This window comes from Luteibacter sp. P1_D3, from assembly GCF_056406135.1.
This window is the reverse complement of the sequence record NZ_JBFUAT010000002.1, coordinates 119,120-143,762: the sequence shown is the minus strand read 5'-3', so window position 1 is coordinate 143,762 and position 24,643 is coordinate 119,120. Positions and strand designations below refer to the sequence as shown.

The 24,643-nt window shown below is 66.2% G+C and carries 19 protein-coding genes and 1 other RNA gene; 16 read left to right on the top strand and 4 right to left on the bottom strand.

From position 1 onward, the window contains the following. Positions 1-114: 114 nt before the first annotated feature. From AC1DYM_RS02695 to AC1DYM_RS02675, 5 genes are read left to right on the top strand one after another with little or no spacing between them, the layout of a single operon-like run. Positions 115-2,730: a glycoside hydrolase family 31 protein gene (locus AC1DYM_RS02695; protein WP_477335694.1), complete on the top strand. Its 2,616-nt coding sequence runs from the start codon at positions 115-117 to the stop codon at positions 2,728-2,730. Positions 2,731-2,732: 2 nt separating this feature from the next. Continuing rightward, entirely contained in the window at positions 2,733-3,635 is a 903-nt protein-coding gene (locus AC1DYM_RS02690) for an ABC transporter substrate-binding protein (protein ID WP_477335692.1), read from the top strand. After that, the gene (locus AC1DYM_RS02685; RefSeq protein ID WP_477335690.1) at positions 3,632-4,756 is read left to right on the top strand and encodes an ABC transporter permease; all 1,125 of its coding nucleotides are present in this window, start codon (positions 3,632-3,634) and stop codon (positions 4,754-4,756) included. The genes AC1DYM_RS02690 and AC1DYM_RS02685 overlap by 4 nt, the downstream gene beginning before the upstream one ends. Further along, a complete protein-coding gene (locus AC1DYM_RS02680; protein ID WP_477335688.1) occupies positions 4,753-5,682 on the top strand; it encodes an ABC transporter ATP-binding protein in 930 nt (309 codons plus the stop codon). Before AC1DYM_RS02685 ends, AC1DYM_RS02680 begins: the two co-directional genes overlap by 4 nt. Then, the gene (locus AC1DYM_RS02675; RefSeq protein ID WP_477335686.1) at positions 5,679-6,392 is read left to right on the top strand and encodes an ABC transporter permease; all 714 of its coding nucleotides are present in this window, start codon (positions 5,679-5,681) and stop codon (positions 6,390-6,392) included. Before AC1DYM_RS02680 ends, AC1DYM_RS02675 begins: the two co-directional genes overlap by 4 nt. An 80-nt stretch (positions 6,393-6,472) precedes the next feature. On the opposite strand, the gene AC1DYM_RS02670 is transcribed toward AC1DYM_RS02675, so the two are convergent. Then, complete coding sequence (locus AC1DYM_RS02670; RefSeq protein ID WP_477335684.1) at positions 6,473-8,539, bottom strand: M13 family metallopeptidase; 2,067 nt, start codon at positions 8,537-8,539, stop codon at positions 6,473-6,475. A 224-nt stretch (positions 8,540-8,763) separates the two neighbouring features. Here AC1DYM_RS02670 and AC1DYM_RS02665 point away from each other — a divergent pair, with 224 nt between their 5' ends. The 3 genes from AC1DYM_RS02665 to AC1DYM_RS02655 all read left to right on the top strand — a co-directional run bounded on the left by AC1DYM_RS02665 (position 8,764) and on the right by AC1DYM_RS02655 (position 13,109). Then, positions 8,764-9,540, top strand: a complete 777-nt coding sequence (locus AC1DYM_RS02665) for an iron-containing redox enzyme family protein (RefSeq protein ID WP_046968242.1) — start codon at positions 8,764-8,766, stop codon at positions 9,538-9,540. 59 nt (positions 9,541-9,599) lie between these two features. Then, entirely contained in the window at positions 9,600-12,344 is a 2,745-nt protein-coding gene (locus AC1DYM_RS02660) for a putative bifunctional diguanylate cyclase/phosphodiesterase (RefSeq protein ID WP_477335682.1), read from the top strand. Positions 12,345-12,434: 90 nt separating this feature from the next. Further along, positions 12,435-13,109, top strand: coding sequence for an HAD family hydrolase (locus AC1DYM_RS02655; protein ID WP_477335680.1), 675 nt, complete (start codon positions 12,435-12,437; stop codon positions 13,107-13,109). Positions 13,110-13,224: 115 nt separating this feature from the next. Here the strand turns inward: AC1DYM_RS02655 and AC1DYM_RS02650 are convergent, their stop codons facing one another. From AC1DYM_RS02650 to rsmI, 3 genes are all read right to left on the bottom strand, one after another. Then, complete coding sequence (locus AC1DYM_RS02650; RefSeq protein WP_477335678.1) at positions 13,225-13,608, bottom strand: YraN family protein; 384 nt, start codon at positions 13,606-13,608, stop codon at positions 13,225-13,227. Between the two features lie 27 nt (positions 13,609-13,635). Continuing rightward, positions 13,636-15,438, bottom strand: a complete 1,803-nt coding sequence (locus tag AC1DYM_RS02645; protein ID WP_477335676.1) for a penicillin-binding protein activator — start codon at positions 15,436-15,438, stop codon at positions 13,636-13,638. A 110-nt stretch (positions 15,439-15,548) separates the two neighbouring features. Then, positions 15,549-16,370 (bottom strand): 16S rRNA (cytidine(1402)-2'-O)-methyltransferase, encoded by an 822-nt coding sequence (gene rsmI / locus AC1DYM_RS02640; protein WP_477335958.1) that lies wholly within the window; start codon positions 16,368-16,370, stop codon positions 15,549-15,551. Between the two features lie 173 nt (positions 16,371-16,543). Here rsmI and rnpB point away from each other — a divergent pair. The 8 genes from rnpB to mraY all read left to right on the top strand — a co-directional run bounded on the left by rnpB (position 16,544) and on the right by mraY (position 24,640). Next, an RNA gene (gene rnpB / locus AC1DYM_RS02635) (RNase P RNA component class A) lies at positions 16,544-16,910 on the top strand. Positions 16,911-17,225: 315 nt separating this feature from the next. Beyond that, entirely contained in the window at positions 17,226-17,672 is a 447-nt protein-coding gene (gene mraZ / locus AC1DYM_RS02630) for a division/cell wall cluster transcriptional repressor MraZ (RefSeq protein ID WP_046968246.1), read from the top strand. A 44-nt stretch (positions 17,673-17,716) separates the two neighbouring features. Beyond that, complete coding sequence (rsmH, locus tag AC1DYM_RS02625; protein WP_477335674.1) at positions 17,717-18,643, top strand: 16S rRNA (cytosine(1402)-N(4))-methyltransferase RsmH; 927 nt, start codon at positions 17,717-17,719, stop codon at positions 18,641-18,643. Beyond that, entirely contained in the window at positions 18,640-18,912 is a 273-nt protein-coding gene (ftsL, locus tag AC1DYM_RS02620) for a cell division protein FtsL (RefSeq protein WP_046968248.1), read from the top strand. Before rsmH ends, ftsL begins: the two co-directional genes overlap by 4 nt. Then, on the top strand, positions 18,909-20,717 hold the full coding sequence (locus tag AC1DYM_RS02615) for a peptidoglycan D,D-transpeptidase FtsI family protein (protein WP_477335672.1): 1,809 nt from the start codon (positions 18,909-18,911) through the stop codon (positions 20,715-20,717). The genes ftsL and AC1DYM_RS02615 overlap by 4 nt, the downstream gene beginning before the upstream one ends. Beyond that, positions 20,714-22,207, top strand: coding sequence for a UDP-N-acetylmuramoyl-L-alanyl-D-glutamate--2,6-diaminopimelate ligase (locus AC1DYM_RS02610; RefSeq protein ID WP_477335670.1), 1,494 nt, complete (start codon positions 20,714-20,716; stop codon positions 22,205-22,207). The genes AC1DYM_RS02615 and AC1DYM_RS02610 overlap by 4 nt, the downstream gene beginning before the upstream one ends. Next, a complete protein-coding gene (locus AC1DYM_RS02605; RefSeq protein WP_477335668.1) occupies positions 22,204-23,568 on the top strand; it encodes a UDP-N-acetylmuramoyl-tripeptide--D-alanyl-D-alanine ligase in 1,365 nt (454 codons plus the stop codon). The genes AC1DYM_RS02610 and AC1DYM_RS02605 overlap by 4 nt, the downstream gene beginning before the upstream one ends. Then, positions 23,558-24,640, top strand: coding sequence for a phospho-N-acetylmuramoyl-pentapeptide-transferase (gene mraY, locus AC1DYM_RS02600; protein WP_107911076.1), 1,083 nt, complete (start codon positions 23,558-23,560; stop codon positions 24,638-24,640). Before AC1DYM_RS02605 ends, mraY begins: the two co-directional genes overlap by 11 nt. Positions 24,641-24,643: the final 3 nt, after the last annotated feature.

Genomic DNA, 24,643 nt, shown 5'->3' with positions numbered 1-24,643 from the left:
CCCGGCGGGAAGTGCACGGCGCGGCAAGATGCCGTCAAGCCGATGCTTTCACCGGTTCCATGCGGCGACGCGTCATAATGGTCCACCTCGCGTCGAAAAAGGGGCTCCACGCCCATGGCAGCCACGACAGACCAACGGCCCGGTGCCGGCGCTGCGGCTCATCCCGAAGCCGTTGTCGAGCGCGCCGAGGTGCGCTTCACCGTCCTTACGCCACGGCTCATCCGGCTGGAATGGAGCGCCTCGGCGACCTTCCGCGACAGCCGTACGCAGATCGTGGTGCATCGGGCGCTGGAGGTGCCCAGGTTCCGTATCGTCGAGGACGAGTCCGTACTGGAAATCGACACGGGCGCGCTCCGGCTGCGTTACACCAAGGCCGCCGACAGTAAAGCGGCGGGACGCTTCACGGCCGCCAACCTGTCGATCCTGGTCCGTCGCGGCGAGACCGACCTGACGTGGACCCCTGGCGATATCCAGAAGAACAATCTGGGGGGCACCTATCGCACCCTGGACCGCTACGACGGCGATACCTGGCAGGATGGCAGCAAGCTGCCGATCGAAGAGGGGCTGATCGCGCGGGACGGGTGGCATGTCGTCGACGACACCGAGGGCTTCGGCATCGACGACGAAGGTTGGGTGCTCGAGCGGCCCACCGGGGAGCGCCAGGATCTCTACTTTTTCGGCTATGGCCACGACTACCGTGCCGCGCTGGCCGATTTTGCGGCGATCGCCGGTCCGCAGCCGATTCCGCCGCGTTTTGTCTTCGGCTATTGGTGGTCGCGCTACTGGAATTACACCGATGAGGAACTGCGCACACTCGGTGCGCGTTTCGAGAAGGAACGTATTCCGCTCGATGTGCTCGTACTCGACATGGACTGGCACACCACGCCCGGCCTTTCGTTGCGGCCGGGCCACGAGCACAAGGACGTCTTCGGCGAGCAGTCCGGCTGGACCGGCTACACGTTCAACCGAAGCCTGTTTCCGGATCCCAAGGCCTTCATGCGCTGGGCTCACGGGCAGCACCTGCGGGTCACCCTCAACCTGCATCCCGCCTCGGGTGTCCTGCCGCACGAAGAACAGTACGACGCCATGGCGAAGGCACTGTCGTGGGACACCTCGACACGGGCGGCGATTCCGTTCGAAGGCACGTCGCCAACCTATATGCGCGCCTTGTTCGACACGGTGCTGCACCCGCTGGAAAAAGTCGGTGTCGACTTCTGGTGGCTCGACTGGCAGCAATGGCCGGAGTCGAAGGCGCACCCTGGCTTGTCGAACACCTGGTGGCTCAACCACACGTTCTTCACCGAGATGCAGCGCGACGGCGGCCGGCGTGGGTTGATCTACCATCGCTGGGGTGGGCTCGGCAATCACCGGTATCCCATCGGTTTCTCTGGCGACAGTGTTATCTCCTGGGATTCGCTGGCCTTCCAGCCGCACTTCACCGCGATGGCGTCCAATGTCCTTTACGGGTACTGGAGCCACGACATCGGCGGGCATACCTTCCACAAGCATATTCCGCGGCCGGAGCGGCATCTCGAGCCGGAGCTCTATGCGCGCTGGATGCAGCTCGGTGTCTTCAGTCCGGTGCTGCGCACGCATTCGGCCAAAGAGGCCAGCCTGCACAAGGAACCATGGCATTTCGGACCGCCGTATGGCGACGCGATCTTCGCCGCGATCCGCTTGCGCTACCAGCTGGCGCCGTATATCTACGGTGCCGCCCGGCACGCGTACGACACCGGGCTGTCGATCGTGCGCCCGATGTATTACCACTGGCCCGAGCACGAGGAGGCCTACGAGCATCCGGCGCAATACATGTTCGGCAACGACATCCTCGTGGCGCCGGTCACCACGCCGGTCGGTGAGGACGGTGCCGCGTCGTTCCCCGTGTGGCTGCCGCCGGGGCTGTGGTACAGCCGCGACGGTGCCGAGTCCTTCGAGGGTGGGCAGATGATCGAGCGGCATTACACGCTCGAGGAGATTCCCATCTTCGTGCGCCCGGGCAGTGTGGTCCCGCTGTATCCGGAAGGCTTGCGCAACCTCGCCAGCGTGCCCGATGCCCTGATCCTCCAGGTTTTTCCGGGTGACGAAGGCGCCACCGAACTCTACGACGACGACGGCGAGAGCCAGGGTTACCAGCGCAGCGAATTCGCGCGCACCAGCGTGCGTAGTCGCCGCGGAGACCGTGCGCAGCGCGTGCACATCGATGCCATGCGTGGCCACTACCAGGGGCGGCCCGCGGCGCGTTCGTACATCGTGGAGCTGCTCGATGCCGGCATTCCCGAGAGCGTCGAAGTGAATGGCGTGCCCCTGCCGTACAGCGAGCCGCCCGCGCCGCAGACCTGGCTGTTCGATACGGCCTCGTTGTGTATTCGTGTCGATCTCGGCTCCGTGTCACTCGACGAGCCTCAGGACATCGTCGCGCGCTTCACGCCCGAACATACGATGCCTGCCGGGCTGCTGCATCGGATGCGTCGCGCCGGCATCGCCGTGGACTACCTGAAGCAGGTCTGGGGTGATATTTCCGCATTGCCCGACGATGTCGACCTCGCGGGGCAAGCGGCGCGTGTGCTGGCCTATGCCGTGGAGGAGGGCGACGACGAAGGCCGCGCCGAGCGTTTCATGGCGGCGGTCCTCGCCTTCGAGGCGCGCTTTCGCGGGCTGCCGGCGAGCGTCGATGCCACACCGATCGACGAGTCCTTCAAGCGTGCCTTCGCCAATCTGCTCGGACGCTGACGTTGCGCCGGCTGCTTGGCGTCCTGCTCGTCCTGCTGACCTTCGCGGCGCATGCGCAAACGGCGGTGCGGGTAGGTTCGAAGGCAGATAACGAAGGTGCGGTCCTCGGACAAATCGTGTTGCAGGTACTTCGCCATGCCGGTGTGCCGGTGGTCGACCGAACCCAGCTCGGACCCACGTCCATCGTGCGGCGCGCGTTGCTCAATGGCGATCTGGATGTCTATCCGGAATACACCGGCAATGCCGCGTTCTTCTTCCATCGCGAGAGCGATCCGGAGTTCCGCGATGCACGGAAGGCCTACGCGCTTGCTGCGTCGCTCGACCTGACGGCGAATCGCCTGGTCTGGCTGGCGCCTGCGCCGGCCGACAACCACTGGGCGATCGGCGTGCGTGGTGACGTGGCGCGCGCGGCGCGGCTGGTCACGCTCGATGACTTTGCGCGCTGGGTGAACGGCGGCGGTGATGTCTTGCTGGCCGGTTCGGCCGAGTTCGTGGAAAGCGATGCCGCGCTGCCGGCCTTCCAGTCCGCGTACGGATTCACCCTGCGCGGCGATCAACTCCTGGTACTGGCGGGCGGCGATACCTCGGCGACGATCAAGGCGGCCGCCGAAGGCATCTCCGGCGTCAACGCGAGCATGGTCTATTCCACCGACGGTGCGATCGCCGTGACCGGGCTGACCGTGCTTGCCGATCCGCGGCACGTGGAGATGGTGTATCAACCGGCGCCAGTGGTTCGCGGCGAGGTATTGCGCCGTTACCCGTCCATGCGCGGCGCACTGGATGCCGCGTTCCGACCGTTGACGGTCGAGGTGCTGCGCAAACTCAATGCGCGCACGCAGATCGATGGTGAGGATCCGGCCGTGGTGGCGCGGGACTACCTGCACGACGCGGGGCTCGTGCCGTGAACCCTCGCGCCTTGCCCGTGATGGTACTGGCCTGCATCGGTCTGCTCGCCGCGCTCGCCTTTCCGTTTCTCTATGTCACGCCCAATCGTCTGCTGAGCGGCGAGCCACACAGCCCGCACGTCGTGGCCCTTGCTCTCGTCTGGCTGCTTATCGTGGGGCTGGGCGTCACGCCGGTCAGAGGCGGCAGGGGAGTCGTGGCTGTGCTCGCATGGGGACTGATCGCCGGCTTGCCCCTGCTGGCGAGCATGGATGCGCGCACGCTGTTGCTGGCGGCACCGCCCAGCGCGCGCGTTCCGCTGGGTGCCGGCTTCTGGCTGATGTGGCTTTCGGCGAGCCTGCTCCTGCTCGATCGGTTGCGCGAGTTGCGCAGGGCTGCGCGAATGAGCGGGTGGACAACGCTTGTCGTCGCCCTTGTCGGCATGGGCACGGCCGGCGCGTTCGATACCTTGGCGCTGGCCCGCGAATTTCATGCGCAACGCGGGCCCTTCATGGATGCGCTGCTGACCCATCTCACGCTCGCCGCAACGACCCTGCTAGTGGCGCTGGTCATCGGCGCGCCCCTGGGCTGGTGGGCCTGGCGCACGCGGCGGGCGGACGGTGCCGTGGTCGGCCTGCTCGCCTTCCTGCAGACGGTGCCGTCGCTCGCCTTGTTCGCCCTACTGATCGGACCGTTTGCCTGGCTGGCGCACGCATGGCCGGCGCTGGGCGCGCTCGGCTTCGGCGGCACCGGTGCGGCACCCGCCGTGTTCGCGCTGGTGCTCTACGCCTTGCTGCCGGTCGTTCGCTACACCATCGCAGGCCTTGGCGCGGTACCCGCCGATGCGCGCGACGCGGCACGCGGACTCGGCATGAGCCGGTTGCAACTGCTGTCACGCGTGCAACTGCCCCTGGGGTGGCCGGTGCTGCTGGCCGGCCTGCGCATCGTTGCGGTGCAGACGATCGGCCTGGCGGCGGTGGCGACCCTTATCGGAGCAGGTGGCCTCGGGCGTTTCGTCTTCCTCGGCATCGGCCAGGGGGCCAACGACATGGTGATGTTGGGTACGCTGGCGATCATCGCGCTGGCCCTTGCCGTCGATCTTCTCTTCCAGGCCATGCTCGCCCTGACGGAACGCCGCTCATGATCGAATTCGACCACGTCTATAAACGCTTCGGCGACCATGTCGTCATCGACGACCTGTCGTTGCGCGTGGAGGACGGCGAGTTCTTCGTCCTTGTCGGGCCCTCGGGTTCCGGCAAGTCCACGCTGCTACGCACGGTGAACCGGCTGGTCCACATCGACGCGGGGAGTGTGCGCATCGACGGGGTGGATGTCGCCACTCAGGCGGTCGAGACGCTGCGGCGTGGCATCGGCTATGCCATCCAATCCGTCGGCCTGTTTCCCCATCGTACCGTCGGCGAGAACATCGCCACGGTGCCGCGCCTGCTCGGCTGGCCGGATCGCGACATTCGTGCGCGGGTCGACGCCTTGCTCGAGCTGCTCAAGCTGGACGAGCCGGGCTTCGCCGACCGCTATCCCGACACGTTATCCGGCGGACAACAGCAGCGCGTGGGTGTCGCGCGGGCGCTGGCTGCGCGGCCGCGCATCGTGCTGATGGATGAGCCCTTTGGCGCGCTCGACCCGGTGACGCGCGAGTCGCTGCAGACCAGCCTCAAGGCGATCCAGCGCGACACCGCCACGACGATTCTTTTCGTCACTCACGACATGGACGAGGCCTTCGGTCTCGGCCATCGCGTGGCCCTGATGCTCGACGGCAAGGTGGCCCAGGTCGGCACGCCACTCGAACTCATCCGCCATCCGGTGAACGAACGCGTACGCGAGTTCGTCGGCGGTTCGCGTGCGCGACTGCGCGAACTGGCGGTGCGATGTGTGCGTGACAGCATGCGCAAGGGCGAGGTCGCGGACGGCGATGCGATCGATGGCGCAGCCTCGTTGCAGGACGCGCTGGGGGCGATGCTTATGCAAGGTCGCGATCGCTTGCCGGTGCTCGACGCCGGGCAGGTCGCCGGTGCGATCCTGCTCGCCGATCTCGTGGTGTCGCGCGAGTGAAGGCGATCGTCGCCCCGTTGCTGCTCGTTGTCCTGCTCGTCGTGCTGCCGCACAGCGCGCCGTGGTTCCACGCGTGGATGCCGACGCTTTCGCATCCACTCTATACGCGCACGTCTTTTTTCGCGCTGACCCTGTCGCACCTGTGGCTGGTGGCCCTGGCGACCCTCGTCGCCGTGGTGTCGGGCCTCGCGCTGGGCGTGTTGGCGACGCGTCCGGCCGGACGTTCGTTGCTGCCGACGGTGCGCGCGGTCGCCGTGATCGGGCAGACCTTTCCGCCGGTCGCGGTGCTGGCGATCGCCGTGCCTTTGCTGGGCTTCGGTGCGGCGCCGACGTTACTGGCGCTGACGCTCTATGGCGTGCTGCCCGTGCTCGGGCAGACCGTCGCGGGCCTGGATAACGTGTCGCCCGCCGCGTTACATGCCGCCGACGGCATGGGCTACGGGCGCTGGCGACGATTGTGGGAGGTCGAACTGCCCTTGGCCGCCGGCCCGATCATGGCTGGCGTGCGGCTGTCGGCCATCGTCGGCGTCGGGACCGCCACCATCGGTTCGGCGGTCGGTGCGACGACGCTCGGCTCGCCGATCGTGGAGGGGTTGGTGGGTAACAACACGGCGTACGTGGTGCAGGGCGCCTTGCTGGTCGGCGCGTTGGCGCTGTCGATCGACGGGGTGTTGGGTGTCGTCGAGCGACACGTTCGTCGGMAGCGCTGATCGCCGATAAATCGGTTCCTACCCGGTAGCCGCATACGGCACGGTAGGAGCCGATTCATCGGCGAGCTCTGCTCAGGCGATTACCAGATCTTCACCCGCTGCTTCGGATCCAGATAAAGCTTCTGGCCGGCCTTCGGCTGGAACGCGTCATACCAGGGATCGAGGTTGCGCACGGTCTGCGCGCGGAACTCGCCCGGTGCATGACCATCGCCGATCACCTGCGCGCGCAACGCGGCGTCGCGCGTCTTCGTCCGCCAGGACTGGGCGAAAGCGAGGAAGAAGCGCTGGTCGCCGCTCATGCCGTCGATCACCGGCGCCGGCTTGCCGTGCAGGCTTTCCTTGTACGCCGCATAGGCGATCGTCAGGCCGGACAGGTCGGCGATGTTCTCGCCCAGCGTCTGCTGACCGTTGACGTGCAGGCCGGGCAGCGGCTCGTACTGGTTGAACTGCTCGACGAGGCGCTGGCCGGCTTCCTTGAAGTGCTTCTGGTCGGCGTCGGTCCACCAGTTGGCCAGACGGCCCTGGGCGTCGAACTCGGCGCCGGTATTGTCGAAGCTGTGGCTGATCTCATGGCCGATCACCGCGCCGATCGAGCCGTAGTTCGACGCCGGGTCCGCCTTCGGATCGAAGAACGGCGCCTCGAGAATCGCCGCCGGGAAGTTGAGCGCATTCTGCAGCGGCAGGTTCACCGCGTTCACCGTCTGCGGGGTCATCCACCACTCGTCGCGATCCACCGGCTTGCCGAGCTTGGCGATCTGATGGTGATATTCGGCCAGTACCGCGCGTTCGTGGTTGCCGAGCGCATCGTCCGGACGAATCTCGAGCTTCGAATAATCGCGCCAGGTATCCGGGTAGCCGACACCGACCTTGATCGTGGCGATCTTCGCCTTGGCCTTCTGCCGGGTTTCCGGTGACATCCAGTCCAGCGTGTCCACGCGCGCGTCGAACGCCTTGAGGATGTTCTTCACCATGTCCTGCACCTGGGCGCGGGACGACGCAGGGAAGTACTGCTTCACGTAGATCTGGCCGACAGCATCGCCGAGGTCCGTGTTCACGCGGCTCAGGCCGCGCTTCCAGCGATCGCGCTGCTTGGGCGTGCCGGTGAGCGTGGTGCCGTAGAAGCCGAAGGACAGGGCGTCATAAGCCTTGGGCAGCAGGCCGTTGGTCCCGGCATTGATCGTGTGGAAGCGGAGCCACGCCTTCCAGGTATCCAGCGGCTCGCTGGCGACCAGGGCGGCGAACTTCGTCACGGTGGCGGGCTGCCAGACGATGAAGGTCGGCTGGTCGTCGAGTTGGGCCGCCTTGAAGTAGGCATTCCAGTCGAGGCCCGGGGCCTTGCTCGCGAATGCGGTCCGCGGCCACGGATTGTTCGCCTTGTGGATGTCTTCGCTGTCGACGATCGAGGCCTGGGCCTGGGCGATCTTCGTTTCGAGGGCGACGATGGCCTTCGCCTTGCCGGCGGCGTCCGGCGTGCCGGCCTGGGCCAGCACTGCCTCGACAAAGCTGGCGTACTTGGCGCGGGTCTCCACCATGTCCTTGTCGGTCTTCAGGTAGTAGTCGCGATTGGGCATGCCCAGGCCGCCCTGCAACAGGTAAGGCATGTTCTTCGAGGGATCCTCGAGACCCTGGGCGATGAAGAGGCCAAGCAGGTGCTCGGTGCCGAGGTTGGTCGCGTTGATCGGGTCGACGTCGGCGCGCAGCTGCGCCCCGAGCGCGGCTGACAGGGCGGTCTTGTCCTTGATCGCCTCGATCGCGGCCAGGGCGAGCTCGAGCGGCTTCAGCCCCGCTTTCTCGATGCCGGCCTCGTCCATGTACGCCTTGTAGTAGTCGGCGATGAGCCGCTGCTCGCTGCCGGCGGCCGGATGACCGTCACCCGCCGCCTTGACCAGCGCCGCATTGCGTTTCTCGGCCTTCTGGAACACCTCCAGGAACACGCCCGTGCTGGCGCGATCGGCGGGAATCACCGCCGTCTTTTTCCAGCTGCCATTGGCGTAGCCGTCGAAGTCGTCGCCGGGCTGCACCGAATGATCGATGCCCTTGAGGTCCACGCCGACGGGCGTTCCCGCGGGGGCATCGGCGGCAAGGGCACCGGTGGAAGCGAGGCCGCAGGCGATGGCGGCAGCGAGGATGCGGTTGATCGTGACCATGGGAGCGATGTCCTTGCCATTGGGATGTCCACGATAGACCCCGCCGCGCTGCCTGTGGCCCATGACGAATGGGCTAGGTGGGCTGGCGCGTTCTTGCCGAAAAAGCGGGCTCCCGGTTGTGCCCTAATGATCGTCCGGCCCCGCAAGGGGGCCGGCTTGGCGGGCCGCGGGTCGCCCGGGCCTGCCTCGACCTTCAATTGGCAGCAGATCCCTTGGGAGTTCCTATGAACGCACGTTTTGAACTGACCGGCTCACAGACCGACATCGCCAGCTATCCGCTCTGGGCGCAGGACATGGTCTCGTCCTGCGAGGACACGCGGGCAAAGATCGTCGGCCATGAGATGTGGTCGGCGATGATTGCCGCCACCCTCGATCCGGAGACCACCCGCAACTTCATGATCGGCGTGTGGCCGGTCATCGAGCGCTTTCCGGGCTACATGTCGCACAGCCTGCTGAAGACGCGTTACGGCCGCAGCCCGGGCGACGACCTCGCCCGCCGCTGGCTGGTCCGCAACATCCGGGTGGAACAGAACCACGCCGAGTACTGGCTCAATTGGGCGGAAAGCGCGGGGGTGTCCCGCGAGGACGTGCTCCGGGCCGAACCGGCCAAGGGCACGCAGACCCTGGCCCAGTGGTGTGAAGAGGTGAGCCGCGACGATTCGCTGGCCGCGGGCATCGCGGCAACCAACTACGCGGTGGAAGGCGCGACCGGTGATTGGTCGCAAATCGTCTATGAAAGCGCGGCCTACGCGGAAAGCCTGCCGATTACGGGCCGCAAAGCCGGGCTGCGTTGGCTTCAGCTTCACGCCGCTTATGACGATACCCATCCATGGGAAGCGCTGGAAATCGTCTGCACCCTGCTGGGGAGCAATCCGCCGGTGGACCAGATCGAGCACATAAAGGAGTGCGTCCGTCGCAGCTACGTCAGCATGAGCATTACCCTCGATCGCTGCATGGATGCCACGGCGTCGATTCGCACGTGGAACGAGGCAGCTGCGTAACTCGCAAGTTGGGCACCAAGTGGCGCACTATCACGACCGGATGAGGATCTGAGGGACGAATGCAACGCGTTGAGGCCAACCACCAATTGCCGTTATCGAGGCGCCTCAGGCCATTGGCCTATGCGCTCGTTGCGGTCGTGGGTCTCATCCTTGCCCTCACGTGGGTAGCGCTCCAGACGCAGGTGACTCTCGCCGGTTTCCTCAACGGCGAGAGTCTTTGGTCCAAGGCACAGAAACAGGCGGTCATCGATCTCGACGAATACGCCGCGCACGGACGCCCGGCGGACCTTGCCGGTTTTCGGCGAAATTACAGTGTGTTGATGGCGGACCGCTGGGCGCGTGACGCGATCGCCAGCGGGGACYTCGCCCATGCCGAGGTTTACGACGCGTTCGCCCGCGGCGGCGTGATTCCCGAAGCCATCCCGGGGATGGTCTTCATCTTTCAGTATTTTTCCGGCATGCCCTACGTGCGCGAGGCCGTGACGGAATGGCGTTCGGTGGACGGCAGCCTGGCCGATCTTGCCGATACCGCCGACCGGCTCGACCGCGCGTATGCGGCAGGTATGGCGCCCGCTGCGATGATCGATGCGGAGCGTGCGCACATCGCGGCGCTCAATACCTACATGGAACCGCGCGCGAAAGCCTTTTCGCTCGATATCGCCAACGGCGCATCGTGGATCGGGCGCGTCCTCTTCTTTACGGTGTTCGGGGTCGCCGCCCTCGCGTCCTTGCTGTGGCTGCGTATGGCGGGGCGCATCGTCGCCACCATCCGCGGCACCGAGGAGCGTTACAGCCTGCTGTTCGACAGTGCGGCCGACGCCATCTTCATGGTCGACGAGGAAAGCGGACGCATCCTCGATGCCAATCGACGGGCGGCGAGCTGGCTTGGCTGCTCGCGCGCCGAGCTCACCGGCATCCAGCTGTCCAGCCTGTTTGTCGAAGGCTCCGACCACGCCGGGAATGGTGTGCTGCGCAACGCCGATGGCAGTACCCGGCCGGTGGAAACGCAAAGCAGCCTCGTCGCCTGGGGCTCGCGGCAGGTCTGCCAGGCCATCGTTCGCGACATCTCTGATCGTGTGGCCATGGAACAGGAGCGCAAGATCGCCGCCGAAGCCCTGGCCAGCATCGCCGAAGGCGTCATCATCGCCGACGCCGATCGCCGCGTGACCACGGCGAACGCGGCCCACGCCAAGCTCACCGGCATCTCGTTGCAGGCGCTGCGTCGCACACGTTTCGACGCCACGCGCACCTTGCCCGATGGCCGGCCGCTGCCGGCCTCCCTATGGGAAGACATTGCATCGGGTGACAACTGGCTGGGCGAAGTGGAAAGCCAGCGCGCCGATGGCAGCACGTATCCGGAGCTGTTGAGCATCAGCACCATCCGCGACGGCGAAGGGCGTCCGCAGCACTACGTCGCCGTGGTCTCCGACATCACCGCGCGCAAGGCCGATCGCCAGCGCCTGCAGCACATGGCCACGCACGATCCGCTCACCGGCCTGGTGACGCGCGCCGAGTTCGAGCGCCGATGCGCCGAAGCGATCACGCGCGCCGCCCATGAGCGCGGGGCCATCGCGGTACTCTTCGTCGACCTCGACGCGTTCAAGGTGGTCAACGACAGTTACAGCCACGCGACCGGCGATGCGCTCCTGATGCGCGTGGCCGAGCGCATCCGCGCGCAGCTCACGCCCGACGATATCGCCGGCCGCATCGGCGGCGACGAGTTCACCGTGCTGCTTGCCGACCTGCGCTCGCGCGAGGAGGCGCTGGTCGTTGCCGAGGCCATGCTCGCCGCACTGGCACGCCCCTTCGACCTGGGTGACTACGAACTCTTCGTCAGCGCGAGCATCGGTATCGCGGGTTACCCCCTCGACGGCAACGATGCCGTCACCCTGATCGCGAACGCGGACGCGGCCATGTACGTGGCCAAGACCGAAGAGCGCAACGCGTTGCGCTTCTACACGCCGAAGATGCATGCCGATGCGCGGCGCCGGCTCAAGCTCGCGTCCGAGCTGCGTCAGGCGCTGACACGTCATGAGTTCCACGTGGTTTACCAGCCCAGCGTGGAGATGAAGAGCGGTCGCATCGTCGCGGTCGAGGCCTTGATCCGCTGGCGTCATCCCGAGCGCGGCAACGTGGGCCCGGACGAGTTCATCCCGCTTGCCGAGAGCCTGGGCCTGATCCGCCAGATCGACCAGTGGGTGCTCGAGACCGCGTGCGAGCAACTTCGCCTTTGGGATGCCGCACGACTGCCGCCGTTGCGTCTCGCCGTGAACGTGTCGGCAGGCTCGTTCGGTCATCCGGATTTTCTTGCGGGGGTGAGCCAGGCCGTGCTCACCAGCGGCATCGCACCCAAGCGCCTGCTGGTAGAACTCACCGAAAGCGCCATCCTGCGTCTTGGCGAGGACACCGAACGGGCCATGCTCGCCCTGCACAAGTTGGGCGTGGGCGTGGCGATCGACGATTTCGGCACCGGCTATTCGTCCCTGGCTTATCTGAAACTGCCCGCTGTCGCGTATCTGAAGATCGACCGCTCGTTCATCACCGGGCTGCCGACCAACAGCAACGACGTGGCGATTACCGAAGCCATGGTGGCCATCGCGCGGAGCCTCGAGCTGCATACGATCGCCGAGGGTATCGAGACGGAAGCCCAGCACGACTTCCTGCTCCGTGCCGGATGCCAGGAAGGGCAGGGCTTCCTTTATTCGCGCCCACTGCCGCCGGATGAAATCGAGCGCCTGCTGGCACCGAACTCGAAAACGGGCGGCGCCACCCGGCTCTCCCTGGTCCCGCCGGGGCGCGCGTGATCGGGTCCGCCGATACAAGACCCCGAGGCCCCTTCGGTCCACGATGAGCATCCCCATATAGGCGGGAAGCTACCCGTGCAAGGATCCATCGTGTCTACCCGCGACCCCATCGTTTTCCTGTTCGACGTCGACAACACCCTGATCGACAACGACCGTTTCAGTGCCGACCTCGCCGCACGCCTGGTGCGTGATTTCGGCGATGCCGGGCAAGCGCGCTACAAGGCGATCGACAAGGAGATCCGCGACCAGGTCGGTTACGCCGACTATCTGGGCGCGCTCCAGCGCCTACGCGGCCAGGAGAGCAGCCCGGCCTTCATGGAGATGTCGTTCTTCCTGCTCGACTATCCCTTCGACGAACGCCGGTTTCCCGGTGTGATCGAAGCGATCGACCATCTGCGTACGCTGGGTCGGCCGGTGATCATGTCCGACGGTGACACCGTGTTCCAGCCGCGCAAGATCCGTCGTGCCGGACTGTGGGATGCGTTCCGCGAGGACGTGCTGATCTATGTGCACAAGGAAGACATGCTCGACGACATGCAGAAGCGCTATCCCGCCGACCACTACGTGATGGTCGACGACAAGCCGCGCATCCTCGTCGCGCTGAAGAAGCTTCTCGGCGACAAGGTGACGACGGTGTTCGTCAAGCAGGGGCACTACGCTGCCGCGGCGGGCGCGGACCTGCTCGAGACCCCGCCCGACATCACCATCGACTCGGTCGGCGAGCTGGCGACGATGGGCCGCGAAGCCTTCCTGGCCACCGCCTGACGAAATCCCGGTAGGAGCCGATTCATCGGCGATTGGCGTTGCAGCTTCTCCGCTCCGTTGGCTTTTCGCCGCTGAAGCGGCTCCTACATGTCTTTATTCGCCGCTGAATCGGCTCCTACCGAGCCGCGTCTGCGTCGAACGCCGCGCGGATCCACTCCATGGTTTCGCCCTCGAACGCCAGCACATCGAAGCGGCAGGGCCGCTGCGCATCCTGCGGATGCCAACCCAGCCACAGGTGCGCGGCGCTGATCAGCTTGCGCCGCTTTGCCGCGGTGACCGAACCCAGAGCTCCGCCGAACGCGCTGTTGCGCCGGTAACGCACCTCGACGAAGACGAGGGTTGGGCCATCGCGCATGACCAGGTCGATCTCGCCGTGCCGACAGAGGAAGTTCGCGCGCACGAGGCGCAGGCCGCGCGCTTGCAGAAACGATAACGCCGCGCCCTCGAAGCAGTCTCCGGTGGCGCGGCGCGCGGTGATCTTTTTCGTTGTCGTGGTCACGCGGCCTCCTGGCCGCGCCGGCGGGAATCAGCCGCCGCCGCTTTCCACGTTCGGGGCCGCTGCCGGCGCTTCGAGTTCGAGGCTACCGGCGACGGGGTGGGCGACGCCGTCAGTGAAGCGCGCCCAGATCAGTACGCGGCGCACGCGGCCGAACTCATCCGCCACCAGCTGGCCGGTGGCACCGGGCAGGTAGCTGCCCGGATGCCCGCGCATCCAGTCGATGTAGGGCACGAGGCCCCATGCATCCATGCCGAAGGCGAACAGGCGCGCCGCGACGCCCCGGGTCGAGGGCAGTGCGGAGGAAAGATCCGCACGGCGGGGCAGGCCCGGCTGCCCATCGAACAGCCAGGGCGCGTCGCAGAACTCCACGCCTTCCAGGTCGCGATCGGCCGTGGCGTCGTCGCCGCCGCTGTACACGTGCGAGGTCGCGAACACCGGCAGGGTGATCTTTGCCAGCCGCAGCTGCGGCAGGAGCAGGCGAGCCTGCTGCGGCTTCATGCTGATGAAGACGCCGCTGGTGGCGGGGTCCTGGTCGGCAGGCGCGGAAAGCTGCGAGGCGAAGTCGATGCTCGCCGAATCCAGCGTCGCCTGGCTCGTCACGGTGCCGCCGCGGGCCTGCCACTCGGCCTTGAAGGCATTGCCGGCACGGCGGGCGAAATCGTCGGTGGAGACGATAACCACGGCCGTGTGCATGCCACGGTCGGCCATGTGATCGGCCACCTGGGCGCCTTCCGTCTCCGGCAGCAACCCGAACTCGTTCGCGCCGGCCGGCGGAAGGTTCTTATTGTCGTTGGGGTAGTTCAGCGTGAGCATCGGCGCGGGCAGGGCGCCCTTGGCGAAGATGGCCGTCACGCCATCCCGGTTGAGCGGGCCGACCACGAAGCGCGCGCCTTCGGCCACGGCCTTGTCGTACGCGGCGACGGCATGCTGGGCATCATTGCCCGCGTCATAGACGACGACCTCGGGACGCGGCGCATTCGTGTGCGCCGCTTCGACGTAGTTGGTGAAGAAGCCGTCGCGGATCGCGGCACCGGCACCGGCGAGCGGGCCGGTGAGCGGAAGCAGCAGCGCGACCTTGGTCGGCACCTTGTAGCCTTCGCGCACACCCTTGTCGCCGGTCACGGTGCCGACGGCCTGGTCGAGGACCGCCGGGGAGCGCGTGACGTTGCCGAGCTGGTTCTGCGCTTCCGCCACCCAAGGGCGCATCGGATCGTTCGGCGGGAGAGCGCCGGCGCGTTCCGTCAGGGGCTGGCTGCCCATGCCGGTGAGCAGGCTGACGATCTCCCTGCGGTTCTGCTCGCGGTCGAGGCCGCGTAGCTGGCTGTCGAGTTCGACGCGGGTCTGCGCCGCGCTCCAGGGATCGTTGGATGCCGCCTGTGCGCGGGCACGCAACTCCGCGAGCCGCTGCTCGATCTGAGGCGACACTCGCGACGATGGCTTGCCGGTGTACGAGAGGGCCGCTGCGGGGTCATTGTTCTTAAGGGCGATTTCGGCGCGCAGGGCATCGAAGCGCAGCGCGTCTTCACCCTCGAGGTGCGAACGGTGGATATCGGCGACGACGGGAGCGGCCCGGTCCAGCGCGCCTTCCTGGCGGTAGGCTTCGGCGGCGAGCAGCTTGTAGTAGTCACGGTGCGCCGAATCCTGGCCGGCGAGCGCGAGATACGCCTGCGCCGCCTGATCGAACTGGCCCTTGGTGTAGAGCGCCTGCGCCGCCTGCGTGGCCTCGCCGGAAGGCGCGGCCCCATGTTGGCTCACCCCGCCCTGGGTCACGCAGCCGGCGAGGCCGGTGCAGAGCAGGAGGCCGAGAGTAGTGGCGCGGATCGGTCGCATCGCAAGATTCCTTGGTAGCACGGTGGCACCCACCGGCGCCGAAACGTCCGGATCATAGCCCATCGCTTCGCGAGGCCGATGTGAGGCGGCGCTCGCGACGCCGCCCGGCGTCAACTGCCGTACAGGGCCTTGCGGGGTGCGCCGGTGATCGCGGCAGCCATCTTCGCGGCCTTGGCCGGCGGCAGTTCTTCCTTGAGGATCGCGAACACGCGCAGGCCCTCGGCCAGTCGCTCGTCTTCGCCTTCCTCGCGCCCGGCGACCATCACGACGAACTCGCCTTTTTGCTGGTTGGGATCGGCCGTGACCCGTTCGACGAGGCTGGCGAGGCTGCCGTCGAGCACGGTCTCGAACATTTTGGTGAGCTCGCGCGCGACGACGGCTTCGCGCTCGGCGCCGAACGCCGCGGCCATGTCCTCCAGTGACTCGACGATGCGATGCGACGATTCATAGAAGATCAGCGTGCGCGGTTCGCCCGCCAGCTCGTTCAGACGCGTGCGGCGGGCGCCTGCCTTGGACGAAAGGAAGCCTTCGAAGATGAAGCGGTCGCTGGGCAGGCCGGCCACGGACAAGGCAGCGACGACGGCGCTGGCGCCCGGCACCGGGCTCACCCGCAAGCCCGCCGCGCGGGCAGCGCGTACCAGCCGGAAGCCCGGGTCGCTGATCAGTGGCGTACCCGCGTCGGAGACCAGGGCCACGTCGTCGCCGCCGCGCATGCGCTCCACCAGGCCATCCACCGCCGTACGCTCGTTGTGGTCGTGCAGGGCGACCAGGGGCGTGTCGATGCCGAGGTGTTGCAGCAGGGGCCGGGTGTGCCGGGTGTCCTCGGCAGCGATCACCTTCACCCGCTTCAGCGTTTCGATGGCACGGGCGCTGATGTCGTCACGATGACCGATCGGCGTGGCGACCACGTGGAGGATGCCGGGGCGGGACAAGGACATCGAGAGGGATCCGGTGGGAGGTGACCTGGCATTGTAGGAGCCGATTCATCGGCGATGCTCTTTCCTTCGATGGGGAATGAGGCCAGCAACCTGGAAGGAACGCTGCTGCGCAGCGGGTTTATTCATTATTCGCCGATGAATCGGCTCCCACATGTACTATAGGAGCTGGAGTCGGCCGGACAGTCGCGTCACGCCTTCGGGCGTATCGAGGAAAGTCCGGGCTCCATAGGGCAGGGTGCCAGGTAACGCCTGGGCAGCGTGAGCTGACGGCTAGTGCAACAGAGAGCAGACCGCCGATGGCCCCGCAAGGGGATCAGGTAAGGGTGAAAGGGTGCGGTAAGAGCGCACCGCATGCGGGGCTAACGTCGCATGGCACGGTAAACCCCACCCGGAGCAAGACCAAATAAGGGAACTATGACGCGGCCCGCGTCGTTCCCGGGTAGGTTGCTAGAGCCTGGCGGTGACGCCAGGTCGAGAAGAATGACTGTCACGTCGCAAGACGAACAGAACCCGGCTTACAGGCCGACTCCTTTTCTTCGCGGTCATGGCGGCGCCGTCTCAGGACGGCGCCGCTTTGTTTTGTTTTTGCCTCCCACATTTTCTTATGAACGTGAGTTCAGTCACACATTGGAAAACCCGTTTGCCGCGCCCCTGAAACACCGAGCCCGTTCGTAAAAAACCTCAACGATTCAACCACCTTCCGCCCCTTCCTCAGAAACGGCTGGAATTGGTGATGAACGTGAGCTTTCTCCTTGATTCACAAGAAAAATTTCCTTGACAGTCTCAGGACCCGAGACTATCGTGGGCCCCAGTGTGAAATCGTGGGATTTGGTGGGGCGGCCAACGAAGATGTTTCAAGGCGAGACAGCCATTACGGTCGACGACAAAGGTCGTCTGACGATTCCGACGTCATATCGGGATCTGGTTGCGAACGCCTGCGCGAATCGTCTGGTCATCGCCTACAACCCCTTCGACACCGGTTGCCTCTGGATCTTTCCGTACGCGGAATGGGAACAGGTTCGCGACCAGGTGAACGCGCTGCCCAGCGTCAAGGCCGTACACCGGGCTTTGCAGATGAAGCTGGTGGGTGCTGCGGCCATCGTCGAGCCTGACGGAGCGGCCCGCATCCTCCTCCCATCGAGTCAACGCTCGGCGGCTGGCATAGAAAAAAAGGCCGTCCTCCTCGGCATGGGCAACAAGTTCGAGCTTTGGAGCGAACAGGCCCACCTCGCCAAGATCCGGCAAACGATCGGCGAGGACGAGATCAGCGACGACATGGCGGAACTGCGGTTGTGACGAACTAATTCGAGGTGTTGGTGGAACGGGAGCGGGATGTGGTGATGGCGGGGCGCGATGTGCACATCCCTGTGATGCTCGACGAAGCGGTGGAGGGCCTCGCCTTGCGCGAGAACGGGCGCTATCTCGATGGAACGTTCGGCCGCGGCGGCCACGCCCGGGCGATCCTTTCGCGTCTCTCCGCCGACGGCCGCCTGTTCCTCATGGACCGCGACCCCACCGCGATCGCCGTTGCCGAAGCCGACCTCGCCACCGATCCGCGTGTCGCCCTGCGTCACGAGAACTTCGCCACCATGGGTGAGTGGGCCGCGCTCGAAGGCGGCCTCGACGGCATCTTGCTCGATCTGGGCGTGTCCTCCCCCCAGCTCGACGATCGCAGCCGCGGTTTCAGCTTCATGGCCGACGCACCGCTCGACATGCGCATGGACACCACGCGCGGCATCAGCGCCGCCGACTTCCTTGCCGAGGCCGACGAGGTCGAGATCGCCGACGTGCTCTGGCGCTTCGGCGAAGAGCGCTTCAGCCGTCGCATCGCCAAGGTGATCGTCGAGCGTCGTGCCACCACGCCGATCACGCGTACCGCCGACCTCGCCGATCTCGTCGCTGGCTGCGTGGGTCGTCGCGAGCCGGGCAAGAACCCGGCGACGCGTACGTTCCAGGCCCTGCGCATCCGCGTGAACGCCGAGCTGGAATCCGTCGAGCGCGGCCTCGATGCCGCCCTCGACCTCCTCAAGGTCGGCGGCCGCCTGGCCGTGATCAGCTTCCACTCGCTGGAAGACCGGACGGTGAAGCAGTTCATCCGCTCCCACGAAGGCCGCGTGCAGGGCAATCGTCGCGGTCCGCCGCCGCCGGATGCGAAGCAGGCCCGCCTCAAGCCGGTCGGCAAGGCGATCTTCCCGTCCGATGCCGAAGTGGCCGCGAACCCGCGTTCGCGCTCCGCCGTGCTACGCATCGCGGAGAAACTCGCATGAAGGTGTTCGGCGCGATCTGCCTCTCGATCCTGCTGCTGGCGGTCCTCGCCAGCGCGATCGGTGTGGTGTGGACGCGCCACGAGAGCCGCCAGCTGTTCGTCGAGCTCTCGAAAATGCAGTCGCAGAAAGACGATATCGGCGTCGAGTACGGTCGTCTCGAACTCGAACAGGCGACTTACGCCGAGCCCAGCCGCATCGATGCGGAAGCCCGCGCCAAGCTCGGCATGATCACGCCGAAGCCGCAGGACATCCAGTTGGTGCGTCGATGAAGGCGCGCTACGGCAAGCCGGTGGTGCCAAGCCGCCGTCGCGGCCAGGGCCCGAGCCCGCGCAAGCGCATGACCGTGGTCGTCGCGCTGCTCTGCGTCTGTGCGTCCGGCCTGGTCGTGCGCGCGTTCGACCTGCAGGTGGTGCGCAAGCAGTTCTACCAGGACCAGGGTGATGCCCGCTTCCTGCGTGAAATGCCCATCGCCGTCTCGCGTGGCACGATCTTCGATCGCAACGGCGAGCCGCTGGCGGTATCGACGCCGGTCGCCTCGATCTGGGCCAATCCGCCGGAAGTGCTGGAAAACGAAGACCGTATTCCCGAGCTGGCCAAGGCGCTCCACGTCGACGCGGACGATCTGAAGCAGAAGATCGCCGCGCGCGCCGACAAGGAATTCATGTACATCGCCCGCCAGATGCGTCCCGAAGACGCGCAGGCGATCGTCGACCTGAAGATTCCGGGCATTTCCTCGCAGCGCGAATACCGTCGCTACTACCCGTCGGGCGCGGTCAACAGTCACATCCTCGGTTTCACCAACATCGACGATCATGGCCAGGAAGGCCTGGAACTGGCCTACGACGAGTGGCTCTCCGGCAAGCCTGGTGCAAAGCGCGTCATTCGCGATCGCATGGGACACGTGGTCGAAGACGTCGAACTGGTCCGTGAGCCGCAGCCCGGCCGCGACCTGACGCTGTCGATCGACCGTCGCATCCAGTACCTCGCCTACAGCGCACTGAAAGACGCGCTGGATAAGAACAAAGCCGATTCCGGCTCGATCGTCGTGATGGACGTGCACACGGGCGAAGTGCTCGGCATGGCCAACCTGCCGACGTTCAACCCGAACGCCGTGCGCGGCAGCACGCCGAACGATCGCCGCAACCGTGCGCTCACCGACGTGGTCGAGCCGGGCTCGACGATGAAGGCCTTCACCATGGCGGCGGCGCTGACCAGCGGCAAGTACACGCCGACCTCGCCGATGATCGAGACCTCGCCGGGCACCTGGATGATGGGTGGTCACCCGGTGCGCGATACGCACAACTGGGGCACGCTCACGCCGACCGGTGTGATCACGAAGTCGTCCAACGTCGGTGCCGCCAAAATCGCCATGACGCTCGATACCGACTTCCTCTACAACATGTGGAAGTCGTTCGGCATCGGCAGCAACACCGGCAGTGGCTTCCCTGGCGAAGCCGCCGGTTACCTGCCGGTGAGCCGCACCTGGAAGCCGATCGAAAAGTCGCGCATGGCCTACGGCTACAACCTCAGTGTGACGCCGTTGCAGCTGGCCACGGGCTATTCGGCGATCGCCAACGGCGGCGCCTTGCGTTCGCCCACCTTCATCAAGGGTGCCGACAACCCGGCGAACCAGATCATCACGCCGGACGTGGCGCATGAGTTGGTGCGGATGCTCGAGACCGTGCTTCAGCCCGGTGGTACCGGCTTTGGCTTCGCGTCCGTCGCCAACTACAGCGTGGCCGGCAAGACGGGTACTTCGCACAAGTTCTCGGTCGGCGGTTACTACGCGAAGAACTACATTTCGCTCTTCGTCGGCATGATTCCGGCCAGCGCCCCGCGCCTGGTCACCGTGGTCGTGATCAACGATCCGCAGGGCGGCCACTACTACGGTGGCTCAGTGGCCGGCCCGGCCTTCGCCCAGGTCATGCAGGGCGCCGTGCGCCTGCTCGATATCCCACCCGACAACGTCGGCCGCTGGTATGTCGGCGGCCCAAGCGTAGGCGGTCTGATCGGATCGTCGAATGCGCCACCGCCGCCAGCGGACGACAGCGCGGCAGAAGAGGTGGTCCCATGACCCTGCCTCTCGCCGAACTCCTTAATGGTTTCGCCGACGCCTCGGGTGCCGGCGACATCGTCGTCTCGGGGCTTTCGCTGGATTCCCGCGAGATCGCCGAAGGCGACGCCTTCGTCGCCTTGCGTGGTGGCAAGGGTCACGGCATCGACTTCGCAGCGAAGGCCGTGGTGCAGGGCGCCAGCGTGATCCTTGCCGAGCCGCCGTTCACGGCCATCGATGCCGGTGTGCCGGTCATCGCTATCGAGAAGCTGCGCGACAAGGCCGGCGCCATCGCCGCCCGTTTCTTCGGCGAGCCGTCGCAGTCGCTCGAGCTGATCGGCGTCACGGGCACCAACGGCAAGACCTCGACGGTGCAGCTGATCGCACAGGCGCTGGCTTTCCTCGGGCGCAAACCGGCGACGGTCGGCACGCTGGGCGCGGGCATGCACGGCGCGGTCGTCGAAGGCGAGCGCACCACACCGGACGCGATCAGCATGCAGGCCCTGCTGGCGGGATTCCGCGATGCCGGCGCCTCGCACGTCGCCATGGAAGTGTCCTCGCATGCGCTGGAGCAGGGCCGGGTCAACGCGCTGGCGTTCGACGTCGCCGTGTTCACCAATCTCACCCGTGACCATCTCGACTATCACGGCACGATGGAAGCCTACGGCGCCGCCAAGGCCAAACTGTTCGCCTTCGATGGCCTGCGTGCCGCGGTGATCAACATCGACGATCCGTTCGGCGCGAAGCTGGCCAAGGGCCTGGCCGACGGCATCGCGAAACTGCGCACGACGATGGCGGGCGATAGCACCGACAAGGATGCCGAGATCCGCGCCGATATCATCGTGACGTCGGCGAAGGGGCTCTCGTTCAACCTCAATACGCCGTGGGGCATGCGCACCGTGCGTAGTGCGCTGCTCGGCCGGTTCAATGTTGCCAACCTGCTTGCCGTCGCCGCCGTCCTCGGTGCGCTGGGCGAGCCGTTCGATCGCATCCACGCCGCCCTGGAATCCCTCGAGCCGGTCAACGGCCGGATGAGCCGGCTCGGTGGCGACGGGCGCAAGCCGCTGGTCGTCGTCGACTACTCACACACGCCGGACGCACTGAAGCAGGCCTTGCTGGCGTTGCGTTCACACACCAAGGGCAAGCTGATCTGCGTGTTCGGCGCCGGTGGCGACCGTGACCAGGGCAAGCGCCCGCTCATGGCCGCGATTGCCGAACGTCTCGCCGATGCGGTCATCGTCACCGACGACAACCCGCGCTCGGAAGACGGCGACACCATCGTCGCGCAGATCATGGAAGGCTTCGCCCACCGAGAGACTATCCGGGTCGAGCGCGATCGCGCGCAGGCCATCGCCATGGCCCTGGCCGACGCGAAAGCCGACGACGTCGTGCTCATCGCGGGCAAGGGTCACGAAACCTATCAGGAAGGTCCGCAGGGCAAGTCGCCCTTCGACGACCTCGCCGTCGCCCGAGAGGCGATGGCCAAGAGCACAAAAGGAGTCCGCGCATGATGCGCCTGTCCGCCGTCGCCCTCTGGACCCGCGGCCGCCTGCATGGCGCCGATGTCGAGGTGACCGGCTTTTCCATCGATACGCGCACGCTGGTGGCCGGCGACCTGTTCGTCGCGCTGCCGGGCGAGCGCGTCGATGCTCATGATTTCGTCGCCGCTGCCGCCGAGCGTGGTGCCGTCGCTGCCCTGGTCACTCGCCCGGTCGACGTGGCGATTCCGCAGGTGATCGTGGACGACACGCAGATCGCGCTGGGTGATCTCGCCAGTGCCGTACGCGCCCAAAGCAACGTCCGCGTGGTCGGCATTACCGGTTCCAACGGCAAGACCACGGTGAAGACGCTGACCGCGTCCATCCTGTCGCGTCACGGCCGTACGCACGTCAACGCCGGCAACTTCAACAACGAGATCGGCATGCCGCTGACCTTGCTGGCGATGCCGCAGGACACGCAGTACCTCGTGCTCGAGATGGGTGCAGGCAAGCCCGGTGATATCGATTACCTGGCTGCCATCGCACGGCCCGATATCGGCCTCGTCAATTCCATTGCGCCTGCGCATCTTGAGCGCATGGGCACGATCGAGGGCGTCGCTGAAACCAAGGGCGCGCTCTACCAGTCGCTCCCCGTTGACGGTGTCGCGGTCATCAATGCCGACGAGACTCGCTTTGCAGGTTTCTTCGCCAACCTCGCCGGCACGCGGACCATCCTCCGCTACGGGCTCGAGCACCGTGCGGATATCGGCGCCGACATCGTCGAGGAACGCATCGACGGCACGCACTTCGTCCTGTCCACGCCGCATGGTGACGGTGACGTGCACCTGCCGATGGCGGGTCGCCACAATGTCGCCAACGCGCTGGCTGCCGCTGCCATCGCCACCGCCCTCGACGTGCCGGTCGACCTCATCGTCGAGGGTCTCGAGCAGGTGCCGCGTGTCGCCGGTCGGCTCGATCTCGAAGCGATGCCGGGCAACTGGTTCCTGATCGACGACAGCTACAACGCCAACCCGGGTTCCGCTGCCGCCGCCATCGACACCTTGTCACTGGCCCGCGGCGAGCGCTGGCTGATCCTCGGCGACATGGCCGAACTCGGCGCGGACACGATCAAGCTTCATGCCGGTATCGGCAAGCTGGCGCACGAGCGTGGCATCGAACGGCTGCTCGCCACCGGGATCAAGTCGGCCGCGGCGGTCGAGGCCTTTGGTCCGGGGGCGCAGCATTTCGCCACGCAGGAGGCGCTGATCGAGGCCGCCTGCACGCAAATCCACGAGGGTGTGACCTGCCTCGTGAAGGGGTCGCGTTCCTCCGGCATGGACCGGGTCGTGGCGGCCATGAAGAAACACGCTGAAGGAGCATCCGATGCTGCTTGAACTGGCGGAATGGATGGCTCGGCACTTCACGTCGCTCCATCTTTTCCAATACATCACGTTCCGCGCGATCATGGCGGCGCTCACCGCGCTGGCCGTGTCGCTCCTGCTCGGCCCGGCGCTGATCCGCAAGCTGGCTGCCCTGAAGGCGGGGCAGGTGGTGCGCAGCGACGGCCCGCAGACGCACCTTTCAAAGGCCGGCACGCCGACCATGGGCGGCACGCTGATTCTTTTCGCCATCGGCATCGCCACGTTGCTGTGGGCGGACCTCGGCAACCGCTACATCTGGGTGGTGCTGCTGGTCACGCTGGCCTTCGGTGTCATCGGTTTCTACGACGACTATCGCAAGCTGGTGCTCAAGGACAGCCGTGGCCTGGCCAGTCGCTGGAAGTATTTCTGGCAGTCCGTGTTCGGCCTCGCCGCCGCCGTCTTTCTTTACAAGACCCACCAGGCGCCGGCCGAGATCGCGCTCTACGTGCCCCTGTTCAAGCAGGTGGCCGTGCCGCTCGGCCTGTTCTTCGTGGTGATCGGCTATTTCATCATCGTCGGTTTCTCCAACGCGGTGAACCTGACCGACGGCCTCGATGGTCTGGCGATCATGCCGAGCGTGCTGGTTTCCGGCGCACTGGGCATCTTTGCCTACCTTGCCGGTAACAAGCTGTTCTCCGAGTACCTCGGCATCCCGGCCATTCCCGGTGCGGGCGAGCTGGCGATCTTCTGTAGTGCGCTCTCCGGTGCGGGCCTCGGCTTCCTCTGGTTCAACACCTATCCGGCCCAGGTCTTCATGGGCGACGTGGGCGCGCTGGCGATCGGCGCTGCGCTCGGTTGCGTGGCTCTCATCGTCCGTCAGGAAATCGTCCTGCTGGTGATGGGCGGTGTGTTCGTGATGGAAACCGCCTCGGTGATGTTGCAGGTCGCCAGCTTCAAGCTGCGTGGCAAGCGCATCTTCCGCATGGCGCCGATTCACCATCACTTCGAGTTGAAGGGCTGGCCCGAGCCCCGCGTCATCGTTCGCTTCTGGATCATCAGCGTCGTGCTGGTGCTTATCGGTCTCGCCACGTTGAAGGTGCGCTAAGAA

What these genes read in the sequence shown, in the direction of transcription:
- AC1DYM_RS02695 (WP_477335694.1), top strand. Translation starts at nt 115, where the DNA reads ATGGCAGCCACGACAGACCAACGGCCCGGTGCCGGCGCTGCGGCTCAT.
- AC1DYM_RS02680 (WP_477335688.1), top strand. Translation starts at nt 4,753, where the DNA reads ATGATCGAATTCGACCACGTCTATAAACGCTTCGGCGACCATGTCGTC.
- AC1DYM_RS02670 (WP_477335684.1), bottom strand. Translation starts at nt 8,539, where the DNA reads ATGGTCACGATCAACCGCATCCTCGCTGCCGCCATCGCCTGCGGCCTC.
- AC1DYM_RS02665 (WP_046968242.1), top strand. Translation starts at nt 8,764, where the DNA reads ATGAACGCACGTTTTGAACTGACCGGCTCACAGACCGACATCGCCAGC.
- AC1DYM_RS02645 (WP_477335676.1), bottom strand. Translation starts at nt 15,438, where the DNA reads ATGCGACCGATCCGCGCCACTACTCTCGGCCTCCTGCTCTGCACCGGC.
- mraZ (WP_046968246.1), top strand. Translation starts at nt 17,226, where the DNA reads ATGTTTCAAGGCGAGACAGCCATTACGGTCGACGACAAAGGTCGTCTG.
- rsmH (WP_477335674.1), top strand. Translation starts at nt 17,717, where the DNA reads ATGGCGGGGCGCGATGTGCACATCCCTGTGATGCTCGACGAAGCGGTG.
- ftsL (WP_046968248.1), top strand. Translation starts at nt 18,640, where the DNA reads ATGAAGGTGTTCGGCGCGATCTGCCTCTCGATCCTGCTGCTGGCGGTC.
- AC1DYM_RS02615 (WP_477335672.1), top strand. Translation starts at nt 18,909, where the DNA reads ATGAAGGCGCGCTACGGCAAGCCGGTGGTGCCAAGCCGCCGTCGCGGC.
- AC1DYM_RS02610 (WP_477335670.1), top strand. Translation starts at nt 20,714, where the DNA reads ATGACCCTGCCTCTCGCCGAACTCCTTAATGGTTTCGCCGACGCCTCG.
- AC1DYM_RS02605 (WP_477335668.1), top strand. Translation starts at nt 22,204, where the DNA reads ATGATGCGCCTGTCCGCCGTCGCCCTCTGGACCCGCGGCCGCCTGCAT.
- mraY (WP_107911076.1), top strand. Translation starts at nt 23,558, where the DNA reads ATGCTGCTTGAACTGGCGGAATGGATGGCTCGGCACTTCACGTCGCTC.